Genomic DNA, 17,796 nt, shown 5'->3' with positions numbered 1-17,796 from the left:
AAATGGCAGAGATGGAGAAAAAGACAGTAAACGCAATGGGTGATGTGTGCCCGGTACCGCTGGTAAAGGCAAAAAATGCGATTGCAGAACTTGCGGGAAGCGGAAAAGTGGAGGTTCTGGTGGATAATGAAATCGCCGTGCAGAACCTGGAAAAAATGGCGCAGCAGAAAGGATATGGCTTTCTGGTAAAAGAGAAGAAAGAAAAAGAGTATCATGTGGAGTTCACCGTATCGGAAACAGAGCCGGCTGAAACAGAAGAGAAAACCGTATGCCTCGTACCGGCGGCAAAGAAAACAAAACTTGTCGTTCTTTCTGCAGACCATATGGGCGAAGGAGCCGAGGAGCTGGGTAAAATTCTGATGAAGAGCTTCCTTTATGCACTGACCCAGCAGGATGAGCTGCCGGATACGATTCTGTGCTACAACGGCGGTGCAAAGCTGACCTGCGAGGGTTCCGAGTCCCTGGAGGATCTGAAAGATCTGGCAGCGCGCGGCGTTGAAATTCTGACCTGTGGAACATGCCTGAACTTCTACGGCATCACTGAAAAGCTGCAGGTCGGCAGTGTGACCAACATGTATGACATCGTGGAGCGCATGAGCAGCGCAGACCGCGTGATTAAGCCATGATTTACCTCGATTCGGCGGCAACGTCGCTGTGGCATCCAAAAGAAGCAGAGGAGCGTATGATCCAGGCACTGCGCGGCTGTGGAAATGCAGGCCGCGGTGCACACGATGCGACACTGGATGCGGGCCGCATCGTCTTTGAGACAAGAATGCGGCTGGCAGAGTTGTTTCATGCGGAGAGTCCAGAGCGGATTGCGTTTACGTGCAACGATACGGAGGCACTGAACACGGCAATTTTCGGACTCTTCGGGCCGGGGGATCATGTGATCACGACAGTCTGCGAGCATAATTCCGTTCTGCGCCCGCTGTATGCACTGGAAAAACAGGGACTGGAGCTTTCCGTGATTCCGGCGGATGTATCTGGAAGGATCGATTACGATCAGATGGAAGCGGCAGTGCGGAAAAACACGAAAGCGTTTGTCGTTACGCATGCCTCCAACCTGACCGGAAATATCACGGATCTTGCGCGGGTGTGCGAAATTGCGGAACACCATTCCCTGCTTCTGATCGTCGATGCGGCGCAGACAGCGGGGATTCTGCCGATCAATGTACAGAAAAGCGGGATCGACGTGCTCTGCTTTTCCGGCCACAAGGGACTATTAGGGCCGCAGGGAACCGGCGGAATCTACGTCCGTCCCGAACTTTCGATCCGGCCGCTCAAAATGGGCGGAAGCGGAATCCGAAGCTATGAAAAAGAACAGCCTGCGGCGATGCCGGAGCACCTGGAAGCGGGAACTTTAAATGTCCACGGAATTGCGGGACTTTTGGGATCGCTGGAATATCTGGAGAAGACGGGGATTGAAATGATTTACAAAAGAGAGAGGGAGCTGATGCACCTCTTTCTGGAGGAAATTCAGGGAATCCCGGGACTTACTTTATATGGAACAGACGATCTGCAGCAGCGGGTACCAACGGCGGCATTAAACATCGGCTCCTGTGATTCGGGATATGTCAGCGACTGGCTGTATGAGAACTATGGTATTGCAGTCCGAAGCGGGGCACACTGCGCGCCGCTGATGCACGAAGCACTCGGGACACGGGAGCAGGGAGCCGTGAGGTTCAGCTTTTCCCATGTACTGACGGAAGAAGAAGTCCGGATTGCCGCGCAGGCTCTGCGGGAGTTTGCCGAAGAAGAAATGCAGCAGTGAGAGAGGCGGCAGCCGGCATCCGGGATACAAAAGAAGCTGGAAAAAGGAAGAAACGATATGAGACAGCGAAAAGAAACCTGGATTCTGACGTTTGCGGGGACAACGCAGGCGATGCAGATGGAGCAGTATGCGAGAGCGCACGGCCTGCCGGGAAGGATGATCCCCGTTCCGCGGGAAATTACGGCGGGCTGCGGTCTTTCCTGGAAAGCAGCGCCGGAAGAGGGAAAAGAAATCCTTGCGGCACTTCAGACGGCGGGACTTGCCTATGAGGCGGAGTACCGTGTGCTGTTGTAGAGGTGTGAGGTGGAAATGGAAGAAAAAGAAGAAACATTACGACAGAAGCTGCGGTACGACATGCGGCTGCGCGTCAGCCGGACGGATCATGCCTTCGGTCCCGGTGTGGCGGAGCTGATGGAGCATGTGGAAGCAACCGGCTCCCTTTTGAAGGGCTGCAAATGCATGCAGATGGCGTACTCGAAGGGATGGAAAATCTTAAAGCGCGCCGAGGAGGATCTCGGCATCCCGCTGGTACAGGGCAACCGGGGCGGCAGCAACGGCGGCCAGACGGTACTGACCCCGGAGGGAAAAGAATTCCTGAAGCGGTACCGGAAGTTTGAACAAGAAGTCCGCGCAGGCGCCGATGCGTCGTTTCAGAAGTGGTTTGGAACAGAAGAAAAATAACATTTTTTACGGGGACACGTTGACAAAACGGGTCCTTTCCTGTATTTTTATTAATGGAAAAAGCGTTATTCTCGAACAAGAATAACGAAGCAGGCCGCGGAAGACGGAAGAAAACGGCGGCTGCTGAAACGAAAGAAGGAAGACAGCGAAGATGAAAAAGAAAGATCTGATCGTGGTACGGGGAGCAGGAGATCTTGCAACCGGTACGATCCATCGTCTGAAAAAAGCGGGCTTTCGTCTGTTGGTTCTGGAAGCAGAGCACCCGGCGGCGATCCGGCGGCAGGTGGCTTTGAGCGAAGCGGTATATGCCGGCAGCGCCAGGGTAGAGGACGTGGAAGCCGTGCGCATGGACGTGGATCTCGCAGAGAAAAAGAACCGGAAAGAACTTCTGGAACAGGAAATGGAACGGATCTGGAAGAAAGATGGTGTTCCGGTGCTCGTGGATCCGGCGGGACTAAGCATTGCAGCACTTCGCCCGGCCGTCGTGGTCGATGCGATTCTGGCGAAGAAAAATCTCGGGACGACAAAAGAGATGGCGCCGCTTGTGATTGCCCTCGGACCGGGCTTTACGGCAGGAGAAGATGTGGATGTTGTAATTGAGACGAAGCGCGGTCATAATCTTGGACGCGTGATCCGAAGCGGAAGCGCGGTTCCGAACACTGGCATTCCGGGCATCATCGGCGGGTACGGAAAAGAGCGTGTGATGCATGCACAGGCGGAAGGTATTCTGCGGAATGCGGCTTCGATCGGAGACATTGTGGAAGCCAGGGCTGTGATTGCAGAGATTGAGACAGAAAACGGGACGGTACCTGTGGAAGCATCTCTTTCCGGTCTGCTGCGCGGGCTGATCCGCGACGGCTATCCGGTGACGAAGGGATTTAAGATTGCGGACATCGATCCGCGGAAAGAAGAACTGCAGAACTGCTTCACGATTTCTGATAAGGCGCGGTGCATCGCCGGAAGCGTGCTGGAAGTGATCTGCGGGGAACTGGAATAGATTCAAATAGAAAAAGTGAGGCGTTTCAGATGAAACTGATGAAAACAGAAGACGCGGTAGGCCAGGTGCTCTGCCACGATATTACACAGATTATCAAAGGTGTGACAAAAGATGCGGTATTCCGCAAAGGCCACATCATTACAGAAGAAGATATTCCGGTGCTGTTAAGTGTCGGAAAGGACAACATTTACATCTGGGAAAAGGACGATACAATGCTGCATGAAAATGAGGCGGCACAGATTCTTTACGATATGTGTAAAAACGATCACATGCATCCGTCCGATGTCAAAGAAGGAAAAATTGAACTGATCGCGGACTGCGACGGCCTTTTGAAAGTGGACCGCGAGAAGCTGAAAAAAGTAAACAGCCTCGGCGAGATGATGATTGCGACGCGCCACGGTGATACATACGTGAAAAAAGGCGACAAACTGGCGGGAACGAGAATTATTCCGCTCGTCATCAAAAAAGAGAAGATGGAGACGGCACAGGCAGTCTGTTCCTACGGGCCGATCCTGACCTTAAAGCCGTTCCACAAGAAAAAATTTGCGGTTCTGACAACGGGAAATGAAGTGTATTACCATCGGATCGAGGACACCTTCACACCGGTTATCCAGGAAAAGCTGGCAGAATTCGGCGCGGAGATGATCTTTCATGAGGTTTACGATGATGATGCATCGAAGATCACAGACGGATGCCGCCGCGCGATGGAAGCGGGTGCCGATCTTGTCTTCTGCACCGGAGGAATGAGTGTGGATCCGGACGACAAGACGCCGCTGGCGATCAAAAATACCGGAGCACGCATCGTTTCCTACGGCGCGCCGGTGCTGCCGGGAGCCATGTTCCTTCTGGCGTATGCCGAAAACGGAACACCGATCGTCGGCCTGCCGGGATGCGTCATGTATTCGAAACGGACGATTTTCGATCTTGTCCTGCCGCGCCTCATTGCAGATGATGAGGTGACAGCGGAGGAGCTGGCCGGTCTTGGCGAGGGCGGTCTCTGCCTGAACTGCAAGGTCTGCACCTTCCCGAACTGCGGTTTTGGAAAAGGCAGATAAACGATGAAGGATCAGTATGGCAGAACGATAGATTACCTGCGGATTTCCATCACGGACGCGTGCAATTTGAGATGCCGGTACTGTATGCCGGAGAGTGCGGCGGGCTGTGCACTGGAGCAGGCGGAACAGAATCCACCGCTTACCGTCGAAGAGATGCTGAAGATTGTGCACGCCGCGGCTGGGCTTGGCATCACGCATTACCGGATTACCGGAGGGGAACCGCTGGTAAGAAAAGAGTGCGTGGAGCTGGTGCAGAAAATAAAAGCAGTGCCGGGCACCGCATCCGTTGGGATCACGACGAATGGCGTACGCCTGGCATCGTGTGCGAGGGATCTGAAGGCGGCCGGCTGTGACAGTGTGAATGTGAGCCTGGATACCGTGGATGCGGCAGAGTTTGCGGCGCTTACCGGACGCGATGCGCTGGAGCAGGTAAAGCAGGGTATCTGCGCGGCCAAAGAGGCGGGTCTTTTAGTGAAGCTGAATGCGGTGCATCGAAAAGAACTGCATGCGCAGGAACTGATTGAATTTGCAGAGCAGGAAAAAGTCCCGGTGCGGTTCATCGAGGTGATGCCGGTGGGCGCCGGAAAATCGTACGTGGGTCCGTCGAATGAGGCGCTGAAAACAGAGCTGGAACAGTGGTATGGGGCATGTACGCCGGACCAGGAAAAAGAAGGAAACGGTCCTGCGGCTTATGTGCGGTACGAAAAGCTGTCGATGCCCGTCGGCTTTATCAGCGCGATCCACGGAAAGTTCTGCGGAAGCTGCAACCGCGTACGGCTGACAAGCCGCGGCTTTTTAAAGCTCTGTCTCTGCTATGAGAACGGCGTGGATCTGCGGGAGGTTCTGCAGAACGGAACGGCGGCGGATCTGCGGGATGTGATGGCACAGGCAATCTTAAAAAAGCCGATGGAACACTGCTTTGAGCGGCCGAAGGATATGACAGAGCATCACCTGATGTCCGGTATCGGCGGATGAAATGACGGCGGTTCGAAAAGAAGAGGAAACAAAAGAAATGGGAAAAATCATAGGAATCTGTATCAGTGAAAAACGGGGAACGGCAAAGCACGAGGTGGAAACGGCGAAGCTGGTGGAAGACTGGGGCATCGAGGGCGATGCACACGCCGGGCACTGGCACCGCCAGGTGAGCCTTTTGTCGTATGAAAAAATAGAAGCCTTCCGTGCAAAGGGGGCGGATATTCCGCTCGGCGCCTTCGGGGAAAACCTGATCGTGGAAGGATATGATTTCCGGAATCTGCCGGTCGGCACGCGGTTTTCCTGCGGGGATGCGCTGCTTGAGATGACGCAGATCGGAAAGGAGTGCCACAGCCACTGCGAGATTTTCAAACGCATGGGTGAATGCATCATGCCGCGGGAGGGCGTTTTCGCGGTGGTGCTGCGCGGCGGCACGATTCAAAAGGGTGACACCATCGAACTGGTGACGGAAAAGTAGACCAGAGATCAGACACAAGGAGAGGAAACATGGACGAACTTTACCGGAAACTGCTTGCACAGCTGGAAGAGGGACAGGACACGGTTCTTGCCTTTATCACCGAAGGGGACGGCTCCATTCCGCGCACGACGGGCGCCTATATGCTGGTCGGCCGGGAAGGACGGATTTTCGGAACTATCGGCGGCGGAAACCTGGAATATCAGGCGGTTCTGCATGCGCAGGAGCTGGTGCAGGAGAAGAAAAGTGAATACAGAGAATACGATCTCGGAACCGGAGAGGGGAAGGGGCTTGGCATGGTCTGCGGCGGCAGAGTGAAGGTGTGCTTCTATTTTATGAATGGAGCGCACGGCGAAGCAGAAAGTCTGGCGCAGGCGCTTGCGGCGCAGGAGCAGTACCGCAGTTACTGGATTTTTTTTGCGCTGGACGGAACCGGCATCCGCGTGCTGGAAAAAGAAGCGTGGGAAATGCTTCCGGCGGCACAGGAAAAAGCGGGCCACTGCCGGATTCTGGAACTGGACGGGAAAACGTATTACGCCGAGGAATTCTGCTACGACGGAAAGGTTTATCTGTTCGGCGGCGGCCATCTGGCCCAGGAACTCGTTCCGGTGCTGCATCATCTGGATTTCTGCTGTATCGTACTCGATGACCGGGAGGAATATGTGGACAAAGCATTGTTCCCGGACGCCGGGCAGACCATGCTGGTGGATTTTACGAAACTGGACGAGATTCTTTCGATCCGGAAAAATGATTATCTCGTGATTGTGACACGCGGCCACCGGTGCGATGCGGATGCCGAGGCGTTTGCGCTTCGCACCGGCGCATCGTACATCGGTGTGGTGGGAAGCCGCAGAAAGACAAAGTATGTGCGCGAAAAACTGGAAGCGCAGGGTTTTACCGGAGAACAGCTCGACAGTGTCTATGCCCCGATCGGAATTGAGATCGGAAGCGAGACGCCGGCGGAGATTGCAATCAGCATTGCCGCACAGCTCATTCAGATCCGGTCAGCAAAAACCGGAAAACGAAAAGGTGCACATCCGGCGCTTCATACGTAAATATACAAAATGAGGAGTCAATTATCATGAAAACGAAAACCGTATCCATTCTTCTGATGGCAGCTATGGCACTTTCTCTTGCCGCATGCGGATTTTCCAATTCCACAGATTCTTCCAGTAAGAGCAGCTCCAAGGCAGAGAGCACATCTGCATCCAGCGCTTCTTCGGAAGCAGAGAGCGCATCCAGCGCCAAGAGCACAGCAGACGGCGAAGTATTTGACGATACCACTGTCACCGTATTTGCCGCAAAGAGCCTGAACTCCGTAATGGAGACGCTGATCAGCGAGTACAATAAGACCCAGCCGAATGTCAAACTGGTTGGAAGCTATGACAGCTCAGGAACCCTGATGACACAAATCGAAGAGGGTGCATCCTGCGACGTATTCTTCTCCGCAGCAGCAAAACAGATGGATCAGCTTGAGGAAGAGAATCTTCTGGTTGAGGGAACCCGCCACAATATCGTAAACAATCAGGTCTGCGTTGTAACCTATGAGGGAAGCAATACAGAAGTTACGGGCCTGGAGGATCTGAACAAGGCATCCAGCATCGCACTGGCAGACGGTTCCGTTCCGGTTGGAAAATACACAAGAGAAGCACTGGTCAATGCAGGCATTCTGGAGAAAGCAGACGACGTATCAGCCATCACAACCCAGCAGGTTTCCGAAGCGCTCGGCGGCGTGGAAATCAATGAGTGTGCAAACGTAGGAGCCGTTACTTCCGCAGTTGCAGAGGGATCCAACGAGGTTGGTACCGTTTATTATTCCGATACCTACGGTCTGGAGGACCGTCTGAAGGTTCTGCAGGTCGTTCCGTACGATCTGACCGGAAATGTCATCTACCCGGCAGCACAGGTTGTCAACAAAGAGGCAGATGAGACCGAGCAGGCAGCAGCGAAAGACTTTGTAGAGTTTCTGACTTCCGATGAGGCAGCCGCCATCTTCCGGAATTATTACCTTGATACAGAGGCAGAATAAAAAGAAGATCCCACAAAAAACAGCAGGGATTTGGAATCACTGTCCGAAAAAGAAAGATTTCGTTTCTACGGACGGTGGTTTTGCATCAGAGAAAATCCGGGCAGGATGCGTGATGCAGATATGCAGGGCTGCCGTGGATAGAAAGGAAATGTTATGCAGGAAATACTGGATTTTTTACAGTCACTGGACTGGAGCCCGCTTGTCATTTCGATCAAGACCGGTATTGTGGCGACGATTCTGTCCTTTTTCTTTGGTATTTTTGCCGCGCGTGCGGTGATGAAGCTGCGTCCCGGCGCGCGTGCCGTAATTGACGGCTTTCTGACACTTCCGATGATTCTGCCGCCGACCGTTGCAGGCTTTTTCCTGCTTCTGATTTTCAGCCTCCGCCGTCCGTTTGGTGCTGCACTGTATGAGAATTTCAGTATCAAGGCAGTACAGACATGGCTTGGCTGTATTCTGGCGGCAACGATTATCGCGTTTCCGCTGATGTACCGCAATACGAGAGCGGCATTTGAGCAGGTGGATACGAACCTGATCTATGCGGCGCGGACGCTTGGTATGTCGGAGTGGAAGATTTTCTGGAAAGTGGTCATCCCATCGGCAGGTCCCGGCGTGCTCTCCGGTACGGTACTGGCATTTGCAAGGGCGCTCGGTGAGTACGGTGCGACGTCGATGCTGGCCGGAAATATTCCGGGAAAGACGGGTACCGTTTCCCAGAAAATCGCAATGGTGATTCAGGACGGGGATTATAAAACGGCGGGTTTTTGGTCTGTTGTCGTACTGCTCGTCGGATTCCTTGCGATGACGGCAATGAACCTTCTGGGTAACCGGAGAAAGAAAAATCAGAAACAGTGGTAGAGGATAAAGAATGGCGCTTGAAGTAGATATTACGAAAAAGCTGGACGGATTTTTTATGCATATGCAGTTCCGGGCGGAGCGGGAGATTTTTGCGATTCTCGGCGCGTCGGGCTGTGGAAAAAGCATGACCTTAAAGTGCATCGCCGGAATCGAAAAGCCGGATGAGGGGCGGATTGTCCTTGACGGCAAGGTGCTGTTTGATTCGGAGAAAAAAATCAATCTGCCGCCGCAGAAGCGGAAAGTCGGTTATATGTTCCAGGATTACGCCCTGTTTCCGCATATGAATGTTGTGCAGAATATTGAGGCAGGCATGGGAAAACGGCCGGACCGGAGCCGGACGGAATCGTTAATCCGCCAGTTTCAGCTGGAAGGGCTGGAGAAAAAGATCCCGGGACAGCTTTCCGGCGGACAGAAACAGCGCGTCGCGATGGCACGGATGCTCGCAGCAGAGCCGGAGCTGATTCTGCTCGACGAGCCGTTTTCAGCGCTCGATACCTATCTGAAATGGCAGTTGGAGCAGGAGATGTACAAACATCTGAAGGAGGCCGGAAAACCGGTCATCTTCGTATCACACAACCGCGATGAGGTGTACCGCCTCTGCGATACGGTCAGCTGTATGAACCGGGGAAAGATGGAAGTCATGGAACCGCTGAAGGAATTTTTCCAGAATCCGAAGACGCGCACAGCGGCAATTTTGTCGGGCTGCAAGAACATTTCGGCGGCCGAGCGGGTGGATGCGCACACGCTGCGGGCCGTGGACTGGGGCGTAACGCTGCGCGTAAAGGAGCGGGAAATTGCAGACGATATCCGCGCAGTCGGCATCCGGGCACATTTTCTGGCCACAGTAGAAAGGCCGGGTGAGGAAAATGTATTTCCGGTCAACGAATCCGAAATCTGGGAAGATCCGTTTGAATGGAACATTTCGTTCCGGAAGAATGCCGAATGCAGCTGGCTGCAGTGGAAGATCGCAAAAACAGACTGGAGCCCGGAAATGGGGATTCCAAAGGAGCTGTATCTGAAGGAGGAAGATATTCTGCTGCTGACGGATTCCTGATGCTGGTGTGACAGATTTGGATAAAAAAAGATTGTTTTCGAAATCGTGATCGTGTTTCGAAAACAATCTTTTTTCATCGTTTACAGATTCATTACATGGTGATCCAGCCGAATGCATTTGCCACGGAACTGAACAGAATGATCAGTGCAAACACCGGGCAGAGATACTGGATCATGACAAGAAAGATTTTCTTTCTGCGGAAGCGGCTCTCGCCATGGATGATTTCTTCCTCGATTTTTGCCACACCGATGACTCTCGAAACGAGAAGACAGGTGGCAATGGCAGCAATTGGCATCATTACGGAGTTTGTCAGGAAGTCGAAGAAATCCAGGAACTGCATGCCAAGAATGGTGACGGAGGAAAACGGTCCGTAGCCAAGGCAGGAGAGCGTTCCGAGCGTAATCATGATAACGCCGATCAGAACGGTCGATTTTTTACGGCCCCAGCCGAGTTCATCCTCAAAGGTGGAAACGGCGCTTTCTGTCAATGCAATGGAGCTGGTCAGTGCGGCAAACAGCACCAGAAGGAAAAACAGAATACCGATCACAGTGCCAAAGCCCATATTGGCGAATACCTTCGGGATGGTGATAAACATCAGGGAAGGTCCTGCCTGCAGGGTATCCGGATTTCCGCCGGAGAAGGCAAAGACGGCAGGAATGATCATCAGGCCTGCCATGATCGCAATGGCAGTGTCAAAGATTTCGACGTTGCGTGTGGAATCCTCAATCGAGGTGTCTTTTTTCATGTAGGAGCCAAAGGTGATCAGAATACCCATCGCAATCGAGAGGGAGTAGAACATCTGTCCCATGGCGGCAACAACGGACATCCATGAAAAGTTTTTGAGGTTCGGAACAAGGAAATACTTCACGCCTGCCAGTGCGCCCGGTCTTGTTACGGAATAAACGGCAATGATAACGGAAAGGACGATCAGAATCGGCATCATCACCTTGGAAACGCGTTCAATGCCGTTTCGCACACCGGCGTAGATGATGGCGACCGTAATAAGGCAGAAAACGGCAAAACAGAGCTCTGTGGAAACTCCGTTTGAGATGAAGCCGGAAAAATAGCCGTCCTCTGCGAGCAGGGTACTGTTGCCCTTCACGTATTCGATCAGATATTTGATGACCCATCCTCCGATGACAGAGTAGTATGGAACGATCAGAATCGGGATAATGGCGTTGATCCAGCCCCCGGCGGAAAGCCATTTCGATTTGCCGAACGACTGGAAAGCGCCGACCGGGCTTTTTCGTGTCATGCGTCCGATGGCGGACTCGGCAACGATCATGGAGTAGCCGAAGGTGAGCGCCAGCAGGATATAAATGAGGAGGAAAATTCCTCCGCCGTATTTTGCTGCGAGGTAGGGAAAACGCCAGATATTTCCAAGTCCGACGGAAGCGCCTGCTGCAGCCAGCACGTAACCGATTTTGCCGGAAAACGAGCTGCGGGATTTGTTGTGTTTGTTCATAGAGTTCCTTCCTTTTGTGTGTTACAAAAATTTTGGGTTTATGGTCAGTTCTTGAAGATTTTTTATGCTGACACCATAAAGAAGATTGTAACATTATTGGGAAGGAAAGTCACTACTAAATTTTTTATTTTTTGCTGTCCGGCAGGTATTCCCCGGCCAGTTCCGCCATCAGCTCCGGCACGGTGGTCATGTGATCGAGACGCCATGCATTTTCTCCGCAGAAAAGGAGAGCGTTGTCGGTATCGCCATCGGCAGCGCGGGTCAGGGCAGTGGTAATACAGTAGGGAATGGAGGCTTTGTCGCATTTTTTGAGGCACTGGTAGCAGTGTGAGATTTTTTCCCGTTCCTGTTCGCGTTCCGTCAGAAACGGATTGCGGATTGCGCGGCCCGGCATGCCGACCGGACTGTGCATGATCGTGATATCTTCTTTTTTTGCATTCAGGTATGCCTGTTTGTAGCGGGGATCGGCATCGCATTCTTCCGTGACAACGAAACGGGTAGCCATCTGGACGCCTGCGCAGCCAAGCGACAGATAGTGAAGGATATCCTCATGGGTGTAGACGCCTCCGGCAAAGACGACGGGGATGGTACAGGCATATTTTTCTTCGTAGCCATGTACAATCTGCAGAATTTCCCGGATTTCGTCATCGTAGCCGCGCCGTGCTGTTTCTTCCACGGTTTCGGCGGAGTAGCCGAGATGGCCTCCGGCTGCAGGACCTTCGATGACAACGAGATCAGGAACGCGGTGATAGTGATTGTCCCAAAGCTTCAGAAGAACCTTGGCGGTCCGGGGCGGGGAAACGATAGGGGCGAGCTTGATGGAGCTTCCCGCTGTGTATTTTGGCAGATCAGTCGGGAGACCGGCCCCGGAAATGATGAGATCGGCTCCGTTTTCGATACAGCAGCGGACGTATTCCTCGTAGTGGGTCAGGGCGCACATGATATTGACGCCGATGATGCCGCCGTTTGAAATTTCTTTGGCGCGGCGGATGTGGAAGGCGAGGGCGCGAAGATTGGCGCTTAAGGGATCACGCGCGAATTCCGGATCGCGCCAGCCGGGCTGGGCAGCGGAGATGACGCCGATTCCGCCGGATTTGGCGACGGCGCCGGCGAGGGATGAGAGGCTGATGCCGACGCCCATTCCGCCTTGGATGATGGGGTATTTGGCGGTGAGATTTCCTATTTTTAAATTTGGTAACATATGAATTCTCCTTTTTGATAAATGGACGATCCCGTGCCCGCCGCCGCGCCGGGGATGTTCCTCCAGGATGGCGCGGTTTCGGAGGCCAGGAAACTCTAAGGCTTTGGGATTTTGCTAAGGGCGCTTGAAAAAACGGCGAACTCGCTGCACTCAGACAGTGCCGTTTTTTCAAGCAACGCAAAATTCCATAGCCTAAGAGTTTGCAGGCCTCCTGCAAATGCGCCATCCTGGAGGAACATCCCCGACACGGCGGCGGGCACGGGATCTGGTATTGGTAAAAATGTAATGTAAAAACCTTACTATGTGGTTTTGAAAACTAGATATATAATACTTTGAATATCAAAGTATGTCAAGAGGGAAAATGAGAAAAAGGTGATTGATAGGGGGTGGGAGGTGTGATAGAGTGGGAGATAGAAAGAAAAGTTAAGACAGGAGGATGAAGAATGATGTTAAAGGATCTGGTATTAAAAAACAGGAGTTATCGTGGTTTTGATGAGTCGGTGAGGATTTCGCGGGAGACGTTGGAAGGGTTTGTGGATTGCGCGCGGCTTTGTCCTTCAAGTGTGAATAAGCAGCCGTTGAAGTATTTTCTGGCGTGGGAGCCGGAAGAAGTGGAGAAGGTGCAGGGGCTGACGAAGTGGGCGCGGGCGCTGCCGGAGATGGTTTTGCCGCATCCGGGGAAACGGCCGACGGGTTTTGTTGTGATCTGCCAGGATAAGGGGATTGATGAGAATCTGAACCGGTATCAGAAGGATGTCGGAATTGTGGCGCAGACGATGCTGCTTGCGGCTGTGGAGCAGGGTCTTGGCGGCTGTATGATCGGGAATTTTCAGGCGGGCGAGGTAATGGAGGTACTTGGACTGCCTGAGGAGATCCGGCCGCTTTTGATTGTGGCGTTTGGAAAACCGGCGGAGGAGATTCATCTGGTGGATGTGCCGGAGGATGGAAATACGAATTATTACCGGGATGAGAACGATGTGCACTATGTGCCGAAGAGAACGCTGGCAGATGAATTGCTGAACTGAAGATAAGATAGGGATGGAAATCAAAAATGTCGGATTTGTGGTAGAGAATCCGGCATTTTTGATATTCAGGGACGGGAGAAAGGAGTATGATACGGAGAAAAAAGCACAGGCTTTGTCCGGAATGGGTGCAAATAAAGATGCTTTTTCCTGCAAAACAGAACCTTTTTTGAAAACATGCATTATGATAAAATGAAAAAAATGGGGATATTTGAAATAAAAAAATGGAGGAGGAATTTAAATATGAAGATTTATCACGCACAAGTGAACCATCTGGAAAATCCGGTGGGATTTCGGATGGAACGGACGGTCTTTTCGTGGAAAATAAAAGAAGCGAAAGGAAAGCAGCAGAGTTATGCAAGGATCCGTGTATCATCGGATGAGGCGATGGAACATCTGCTGTTTGACTCGGGGGAGGATACGAAAGCGAGTAGCCTTTGTTATCCGGTGAAACTGGAGTTGGAGCCGAGAACACGGTATTACTGGACGGTGGAAGCAGGCAGCGATGCCGGAGAAAAAGCAGTAAGCGAAGTGCAGTTTTTTGAAACTGGAAAGCGGGAGGAAGCATGGTCTGCCAAATGGGTCTCCTGCAGCAGTGAAGAAAAACGCCATCCTTATTTTGAAAAGAAAATTATTCCGGTAAAAGAAGTGGCAAAAGCACGGCTGTATATATGCGGACTTGGACTGTATGAAGTGTTTGTTGATGAGAAGCGTGTCGGAAATGAATATCTGACACCGTACAGCAATGATTACAATGAGTGGGTACAGTATCAGACATACGATGTGACAGAGGAGTTTTCGAGCGAGGGAACACTCCGTGTACTGCTTGGCAACGGCTGGTATAAGGCGCGGTTTGGTTTCAGTGCGTTTGAGGATAAAGGCTTTTACGGAAATGACTGGAAGCTGATTGCGGAGCTGCATCTTATGTATACAGACGGCTCGGAAGAAGTCATCGGTACAGATGAGACATGGCAGATACGACGCAGCAAAATTTCGTTCTCCAATCTCTACGACGGCGAGCATCGGGATGATACGCTGCCGGATCTTCCTGCAGAGCAGGCAGTCCTCTGTGATGCACCGAAAGGGGAACTGACCGATCGCATGAGTCTTCCGGTGACGGTTCATGAAACTTTCCGGCCAAAAGAATTGATTCATACTCCGGCAGGTGAGCTGGTTTTCGATATGGGACAGGAATTCACGGGAATCTTTAAACTCCATGTAGACGTGCCAAAAGGAACAAAAGTACATGTTCAGACAGGAGAAATTCTGCAGCGCGGCAATTTCTACAATGACAATCTGCGGAGTGCAAAATCCGAATACATCTATATTTCCGATGGAACCGAAATGGATCTTGTGCCGCATTTTACGTTCTACGGCTACCGTTACGTGAAGATCGAAGGCATTCCGGATCTGAAAAAAGAGGATTTCACGGGTCTTTCTTATTACAGCAACATCACAGCGACAGGCTGGATGAAAACAGGAAGTGATTTGGTCAATCAGCTCATCAGCAATGTGCGCTGGGGCTTAAAGTGCAATTTTGTGGATGTTCCGACCGACTGCCCGCAGCGTGATGAGCGCATGGGATGGACGGGTGATGCACAGGTGTTCTCGCCGACGGCAATGTATCTCGAAGATACGTATGCATTCTATGCAAAATACCTGTACGACATGGCAAAAGAGCAGAGCGTGCTTGGTGGAAAGGTTCCGCATGTGGTGCCGTCGTGCGGCGTGGAAGACGCGGCATGTGTCTGGGGCGATGCGGCGTGCATCATTCCGTGGAATCTGTATCTGTTTTATGGGGATAAGAGTATTCTGGAAGATCAGTTTGTGAGCATGAAATCGTGGGTGGATTACATCACGAAAGTGGATGGGGATAACCACGGCTGGCGGTATATTTTCCACTTCGGCGACTGGCTTGCGTTGGACAATCCGGTACAGGGAGCGGAGCAGGTCATGGGTGCAACGGACGAGGAGTTTATTGCAAACCTGTATTATGCGATCAGCGCAGGAATCGTGGCAAAAGCGGCCGGTGTGCTGGGATACCGCGAGGAGCAGGAGAAGTATCAGAAGCTGTCCGAGGAGCAGTTTGCTGTGGTACAGGAAGAATATTACAGCGCAACAGGCCGCTGCTGCATCAAAACACAGACGGCGCTGCTGCTGACGCTGAAATACCATCTGTCAAAGAACGAAGAGCTGACAAAACGGCAGCTTCTGAAGCTGTTTGAGCAGAGTAACCACAAACTGAAGACGGGATTTGTCGGAACACCATTGCTGAACAATGTGCTCACCGACAACGGCATGAATGATCTTGCCTACGAACTGTTGCTGAACGAGGAATTTCCGGGTTGGCTTTATGAGGTTAAGCTTGGTGCAACTACCGTCTGGGAACGATGGAATTCCCTTCTTGCAGACGGCACGATTTCCGGCATCAGCATGAACAGTATGAACCATTATGCTTACGGCTCCATTCAGGAATGGATGTTCCGCCACGTCGCCGGCATTAACACGATGGATTCCCATCCGGGTGTCAAAACCGTACAGTTTGCACCGACGCTGAACTGGGATCTTCGGTATGCAGAGGCAAAATATGATTCTGCATCGGGAATGTACGGCATTCGCTGGGAGCTTTCCGATAAAGAGCACGTGAACATCACCATGGATGTTCCGTTCGACTGCACCGCAGAGGCCGTACTTCCGCTGGCGGCAGAGAGTGAAAAAGAGGCGATTGCAAAGGTACTCGGAGCAGAAGAAAACGGCAGATATCTGCTGATGCCGGGACACTATGAGGTAAGCTATCAGCTTTCCAGGCGTATGGGAAAGAATTACAGTCTGGACACACCGCTCCGCGTACTGCTGCAGGATAAAGAAGCCAAGGCCATTCTGGAACAGAACTTGCCGGGAATGGATATCCCGGAGCAGTATAAAGATGCATCGTTGAAGAAAATGGCAGCGAATTTTGGAGACAGAATTCCAGAAGAAAAAGTTGAGGCAGTGAGAACTGCGCTGGAGGAACTTTCAAAATAAAAAAGCAGGAAAAAGGAGCCTTGGAAATCACTGTTTTGGTAAAAAATCAGTAGTATGTGTAGAATAAAACCACAGTTTTTTTCAAAAAATAAGAAGCGTGGTGCGCGCTGCGATTCTATAATGGGACAAAATGAGAAAATTGTTCCAATTATTATGAAAAAAATGTAAATAAAAACAAATAATTTGGAAAATATACAAATTCATTTGTCTTATGAAAACGTTTATGGTACAATCTGACTAAGCGGTTACAAAAAGGGAAGACAGAACACAGACCCGAAAGTCTGACAAAAAAGAGGCGGCAGAAAGGGACAGGATATGAAGAAGTGGACGGGGATGATTACCAATCTCACAATGTTGACACAATTCGGACTGTCTCTTGTGACGCCTCTTTTTCTTTGTCTGGCACTCTGCTGGTGGCTTTGCGACCGCTTTTCGGTTGGAACCTGGATTTATCTGATCGGATTTTTCTTCGGCATCGGAGGTGGTGCGATGACGGCCTGGAAATTCGGGCAGAGCGTTCTGCAGCATCAGAAACGCATCGAGACGGAGCCGGACGGGAAAAAGAAGAAAAAGCGGGTGTCTTTCAACCGTCATATTTAGAGGATGTCTGAAAAAATTTTCACAGTTGACGGAGATTAAGTGGCAGAGAAAAGATTTCAGACTGATTTTAAGGGGAAAATCCCTTAGAAAGGAAACAAGGCGATATGAGCAATTTCGGAGACAAGGTCCAGCCGGCCGTAAAAAAGGAGACGAAAAATGTTGCCATCTATACTGTTGTCGGCGTGGTTGTGATGTGGGTCGGGTTTCTGATCCTGCACCTGATCTGGCCGGAAAAAATCCCATTTGACTATCGGGTGATCCTCGGGGGAATCGGAGGCGGTGCCGTTGCGGTGCTGAACTTTTTCCTGATGGGCATGGCAGTACAAAAAGCAGTGTCCGAGACAGACGAGGCGGGAGCAAAACGGCGGATGCAGGCAAGCTATTCGCAGAGAAACCTGATGCAGATGCTCTGGGCAGTTCTGGCGATTGTGCTTCCATGCTTCCAGTTTGCCGCAGGAATCCTGCCGCTTTTAATTCCGGGAACGGCCATCAAGCTGAAGGGCATAAAAAACAGCATAAAGCGCTGAACCTGATCTTTGGCGAAAGCCGCAAAGACGGGACGGCGTTTTTAAACCGAAACAGCGAAGCAGCG

19 protein-coding genes are annotated in these 17,796 nt (G+C 51.7%); 17 read left to right on the top strand and 2 right to left on the bottom strand.

The annotated features are described in order from the left end of the window. Positions 1–11: 11 nt before the first annotated feature. The 12 genes from yedF (at position 12) to DWX26_RS03620 (ending at position 9,892) form a co-directional block, all read left to right on the top strand. Positions 12–626: a sulfurtransferase-like selenium metabolism protein YedF gene (gene yedF, locus DWX26_RS03675; RefSeq protein ID WP_082424948.1), complete on the top strand. Its 615-nt coding sequence runs from the start codon at positions 12–14 to the stop codon at positions 624–626. Continuing rightward, a complete protein-coding gene (locus DWX26_RS03670; protein WP_118600878.1) occupies positions 623–1,771 on the top strand; it encodes an aminotransferase class V-fold PLP-dependent enzyme in 1,149 nt (382 codons plus the stop codon). Before yedF ends, DWX26_RS03670 begins: the two co-directional genes overlap by 4 nt. Positions 1,772–1,828: 57 nt before the next feature. Further along, positions 1,829–2,065, top strand: coding sequence for a DUF3343 domain-containing protein (locus DWX26_RS03665; protein WP_022462466.1), 237 nt, complete (start codon positions 1,829–1,831; stop codon positions 2,063–2,065). A gap of 15 nt (positions 2,066–2,080) precedes the next feature. Further along, positions 2,081–2,452 (top strand): winged helix-turn-helix domain-containing protein, encoded by a 372-nt coding sequence (locus DWX26_RS03660; RefSeq protein ID WP_055227948.1) that lies wholly within the window; start codon positions 2,081–2,083, stop codon positions 2,450–2,452. A 151-nt stretch (positions 2,453–2,603) separates the two neighbouring features. Next, on the top strand, positions 2,604–3,449 hold the full coding sequence (gene yqeB, locus DWX26_RS03655; RefSeq protein WP_022462464.1) for a selenium-dependent molybdenum cofactor biosynthesis protein YqeB: 846 nt from the start codon (positions 2,604–2,606) through the stop codon (positions 3,447–3,449). Between the two features lie 29 nt (positions 3,450–3,478). After that, positions 3,479–4,504 carry a molybdopterin-binding protein gene (locus tag DWX26_RS03650; protein WP_055227949.1) on the top strand — a complete coding sequence of 342 codons (1,026 nt, stop codon included), beginning with the start codon at positions 3,479–3,481 and terminating at the stop codon, positions 4,502–4,504. Between the two features lie 3 nt (positions 4,505–4,507). After that, positions 4,508–5,479: a GTP 3',8-cyclase MoaA gene (gene moaA, locus DWX26_RS03645; protein WP_117509363.1), complete on the top strand. Its 972-nt coding sequence runs from the start codon at positions 4,508–4,510 to the stop codon at positions 5,477–5,479. A 37-nt stretch (positions 5,480–5,516) separates the two neighbouring features. Next, on the top strand, positions 5,517–5,954 hold the full coding sequence (locus tag DWX26_RS03640) for an MOSC domain-containing protein (RefSeq protein ID WP_022462461.1): 438 nt from the start codon (positions 5,517–5,519) through the stop codon (positions 5,952–5,954). A 29-nt stretch (positions 5,955–5,983) separates the two neighbouring features. Further along, positions 5,984–7,006 carry an XdhC family protein gene (locus tag DWX26_RS03635; RefSeq protein WP_055266414.1) on the top strand — a complete coding sequence of 341 codons (1,023 nt, stop codon included), beginning with the start codon at positions 5,984–5,986 and terminating at the stop codon, positions 7,004–7,006. Positions 7,007–7,032: 26 nt separating this feature from the next. Beyond that, positions 7,033–7,980 (top strand): molybdate ABC transporter substrate-binding protein, encoded by a 948-nt coding sequence (gene modA / locus DWX26_RS03630; RefSeq protein ID WP_118600877.1) that lies wholly within the window; start codon positions 7,033–7,035, stop codon positions 7,978–7,980. 153 nt (positions 7,981–8,133) lie between these two features. After that, positions 8,134–8,838 (top strand): molybdate ABC transporter permease subunit, encoded by a 705-nt coding sequence (gene modB, locus DWX26_RS03625; protein ID WP_117804724.1) that lies wholly within the window; start codon positions 8,134–8,136, stop codon positions 8,836–8,838. A gap of 10 nt (positions 8,839–8,848) precedes the next feature. Beyond that, positions 8,849–9,892, top strand: a complete 1,044-nt coding sequence (locus DWX26_RS03620) for a sulfate/molybdate ABC transporter ATP-binding protein (protein WP_118600876.1) — start codon at positions 8,849–8,851, stop codon at positions 9,890–9,892. A gap of 91 nt (positions 9,893–9,983) precedes the next feature. Here DWX26_RS03620 and DWX26_RS03615 read toward each other — a convergent pair whose 3' ends face one another. Both DWX26_RS03615 and DWX26_RS03610 read right to left on the bottom strand, forming a co-directional pair. Further along, positions 9,984–11,357, bottom strand: coding sequence for a sodium-dependent transporter (locus tag DWX26_RS03615; protein ID WP_118600875.1), 1,374 nt, complete (start codon positions 11,355–11,357; stop codon positions 9,984–9,986). A 124-nt stretch (positions 11,358–11,481) separates the two neighbouring features. Then, positions 11,482–12,558, bottom strand: coding sequence for an NAD(P)H-dependent flavin oxidoreductase (locus DWX26_RS03610; RefSeq protein ID WP_118600874.1), 1,077 nt, complete (start codon positions 12,556–12,558; stop codon positions 11,482–11,484). Between the two features lie 443 nt (positions 12,559–13,001). Here DWX26_RS03610 and DWX26_RS03605 point away from each other — a divergent pair, with 443 nt between their 5' ends. The 5 genes from DWX26_RS03605 to DWX26_RS03585 all read left to right on the top strand — a co-directional run bounded on the left by DWX26_RS03605 (position 13,002) and on the right by DWX26_RS03585 (position 17,731). Further along, entirely contained in the window at positions 13,002–13,583 is a 582-nt protein-coding gene (locus tag DWX26_RS03605) for a nitroreductase family protein (RefSeq protein ID WP_243030503.1), read from the top strand. Between the two features lie 13 nt (positions 13,584–13,596). Then, positions 13,597–13,776 (top strand): hypothetical protein, encoded by a 180-nt coding sequence (locus DWX26_RS03600; RefSeq protein WP_118600873.1) that lies wholly within the window; start codon positions 13,597–13,599, stop codon positions 13,774–13,776. A 47-nt stretch (positions 13,777–13,823) separates the two neighbouring features. Then, on the top strand, positions 13,824–16,604 hold the full coding sequence (locus DWX26_RS03595) for an alpha-L-rhamnosidase (RefSeq protein ID WP_118600872.1): 2,781 nt from the start codon (positions 13,824–13,826) through the stop codon (positions 16,602–16,604). A gap of 315 nt (positions 16,605–16,919) precedes the next feature. Continuing rightward, entirely contained in the window at positions 16,920–17,204 is a 285-nt protein-coding gene (locus DWX26_RS03590) for an AtpZ/AtpI family protein (RefSeq protein ID WP_118600871.1), read from the top strand. Between the two features lie 104 nt (positions 17,205–17,308). Beyond that, positions 17,309–17,731, top strand: coding sequence for a hypothetical protein (locus tag DWX26_RS03585; protein ID WP_117509356.1), 423 nt, complete (start codon positions 17,309–17,311; stop codon positions 17,729–17,731). Positions 17,732–17,796: the final 65 nt, after the last annotated feature.

Origin of the sequence: Blautia sp. AF19-1 (assembly GCF_003479155.1) — a bacterium.
Classification (GTDB): domain Bacteria; phylum Bacillota; class Clostridia; order Lachnospirales; family Lachnospiraceae; genus Fusicatenibacter; species Fusicatenibacter saccharivorans.
Note: the sequence above shows the minus strand (reverse complement) of the source record. Positions and strands in the feature narration are given on the sequence as shown.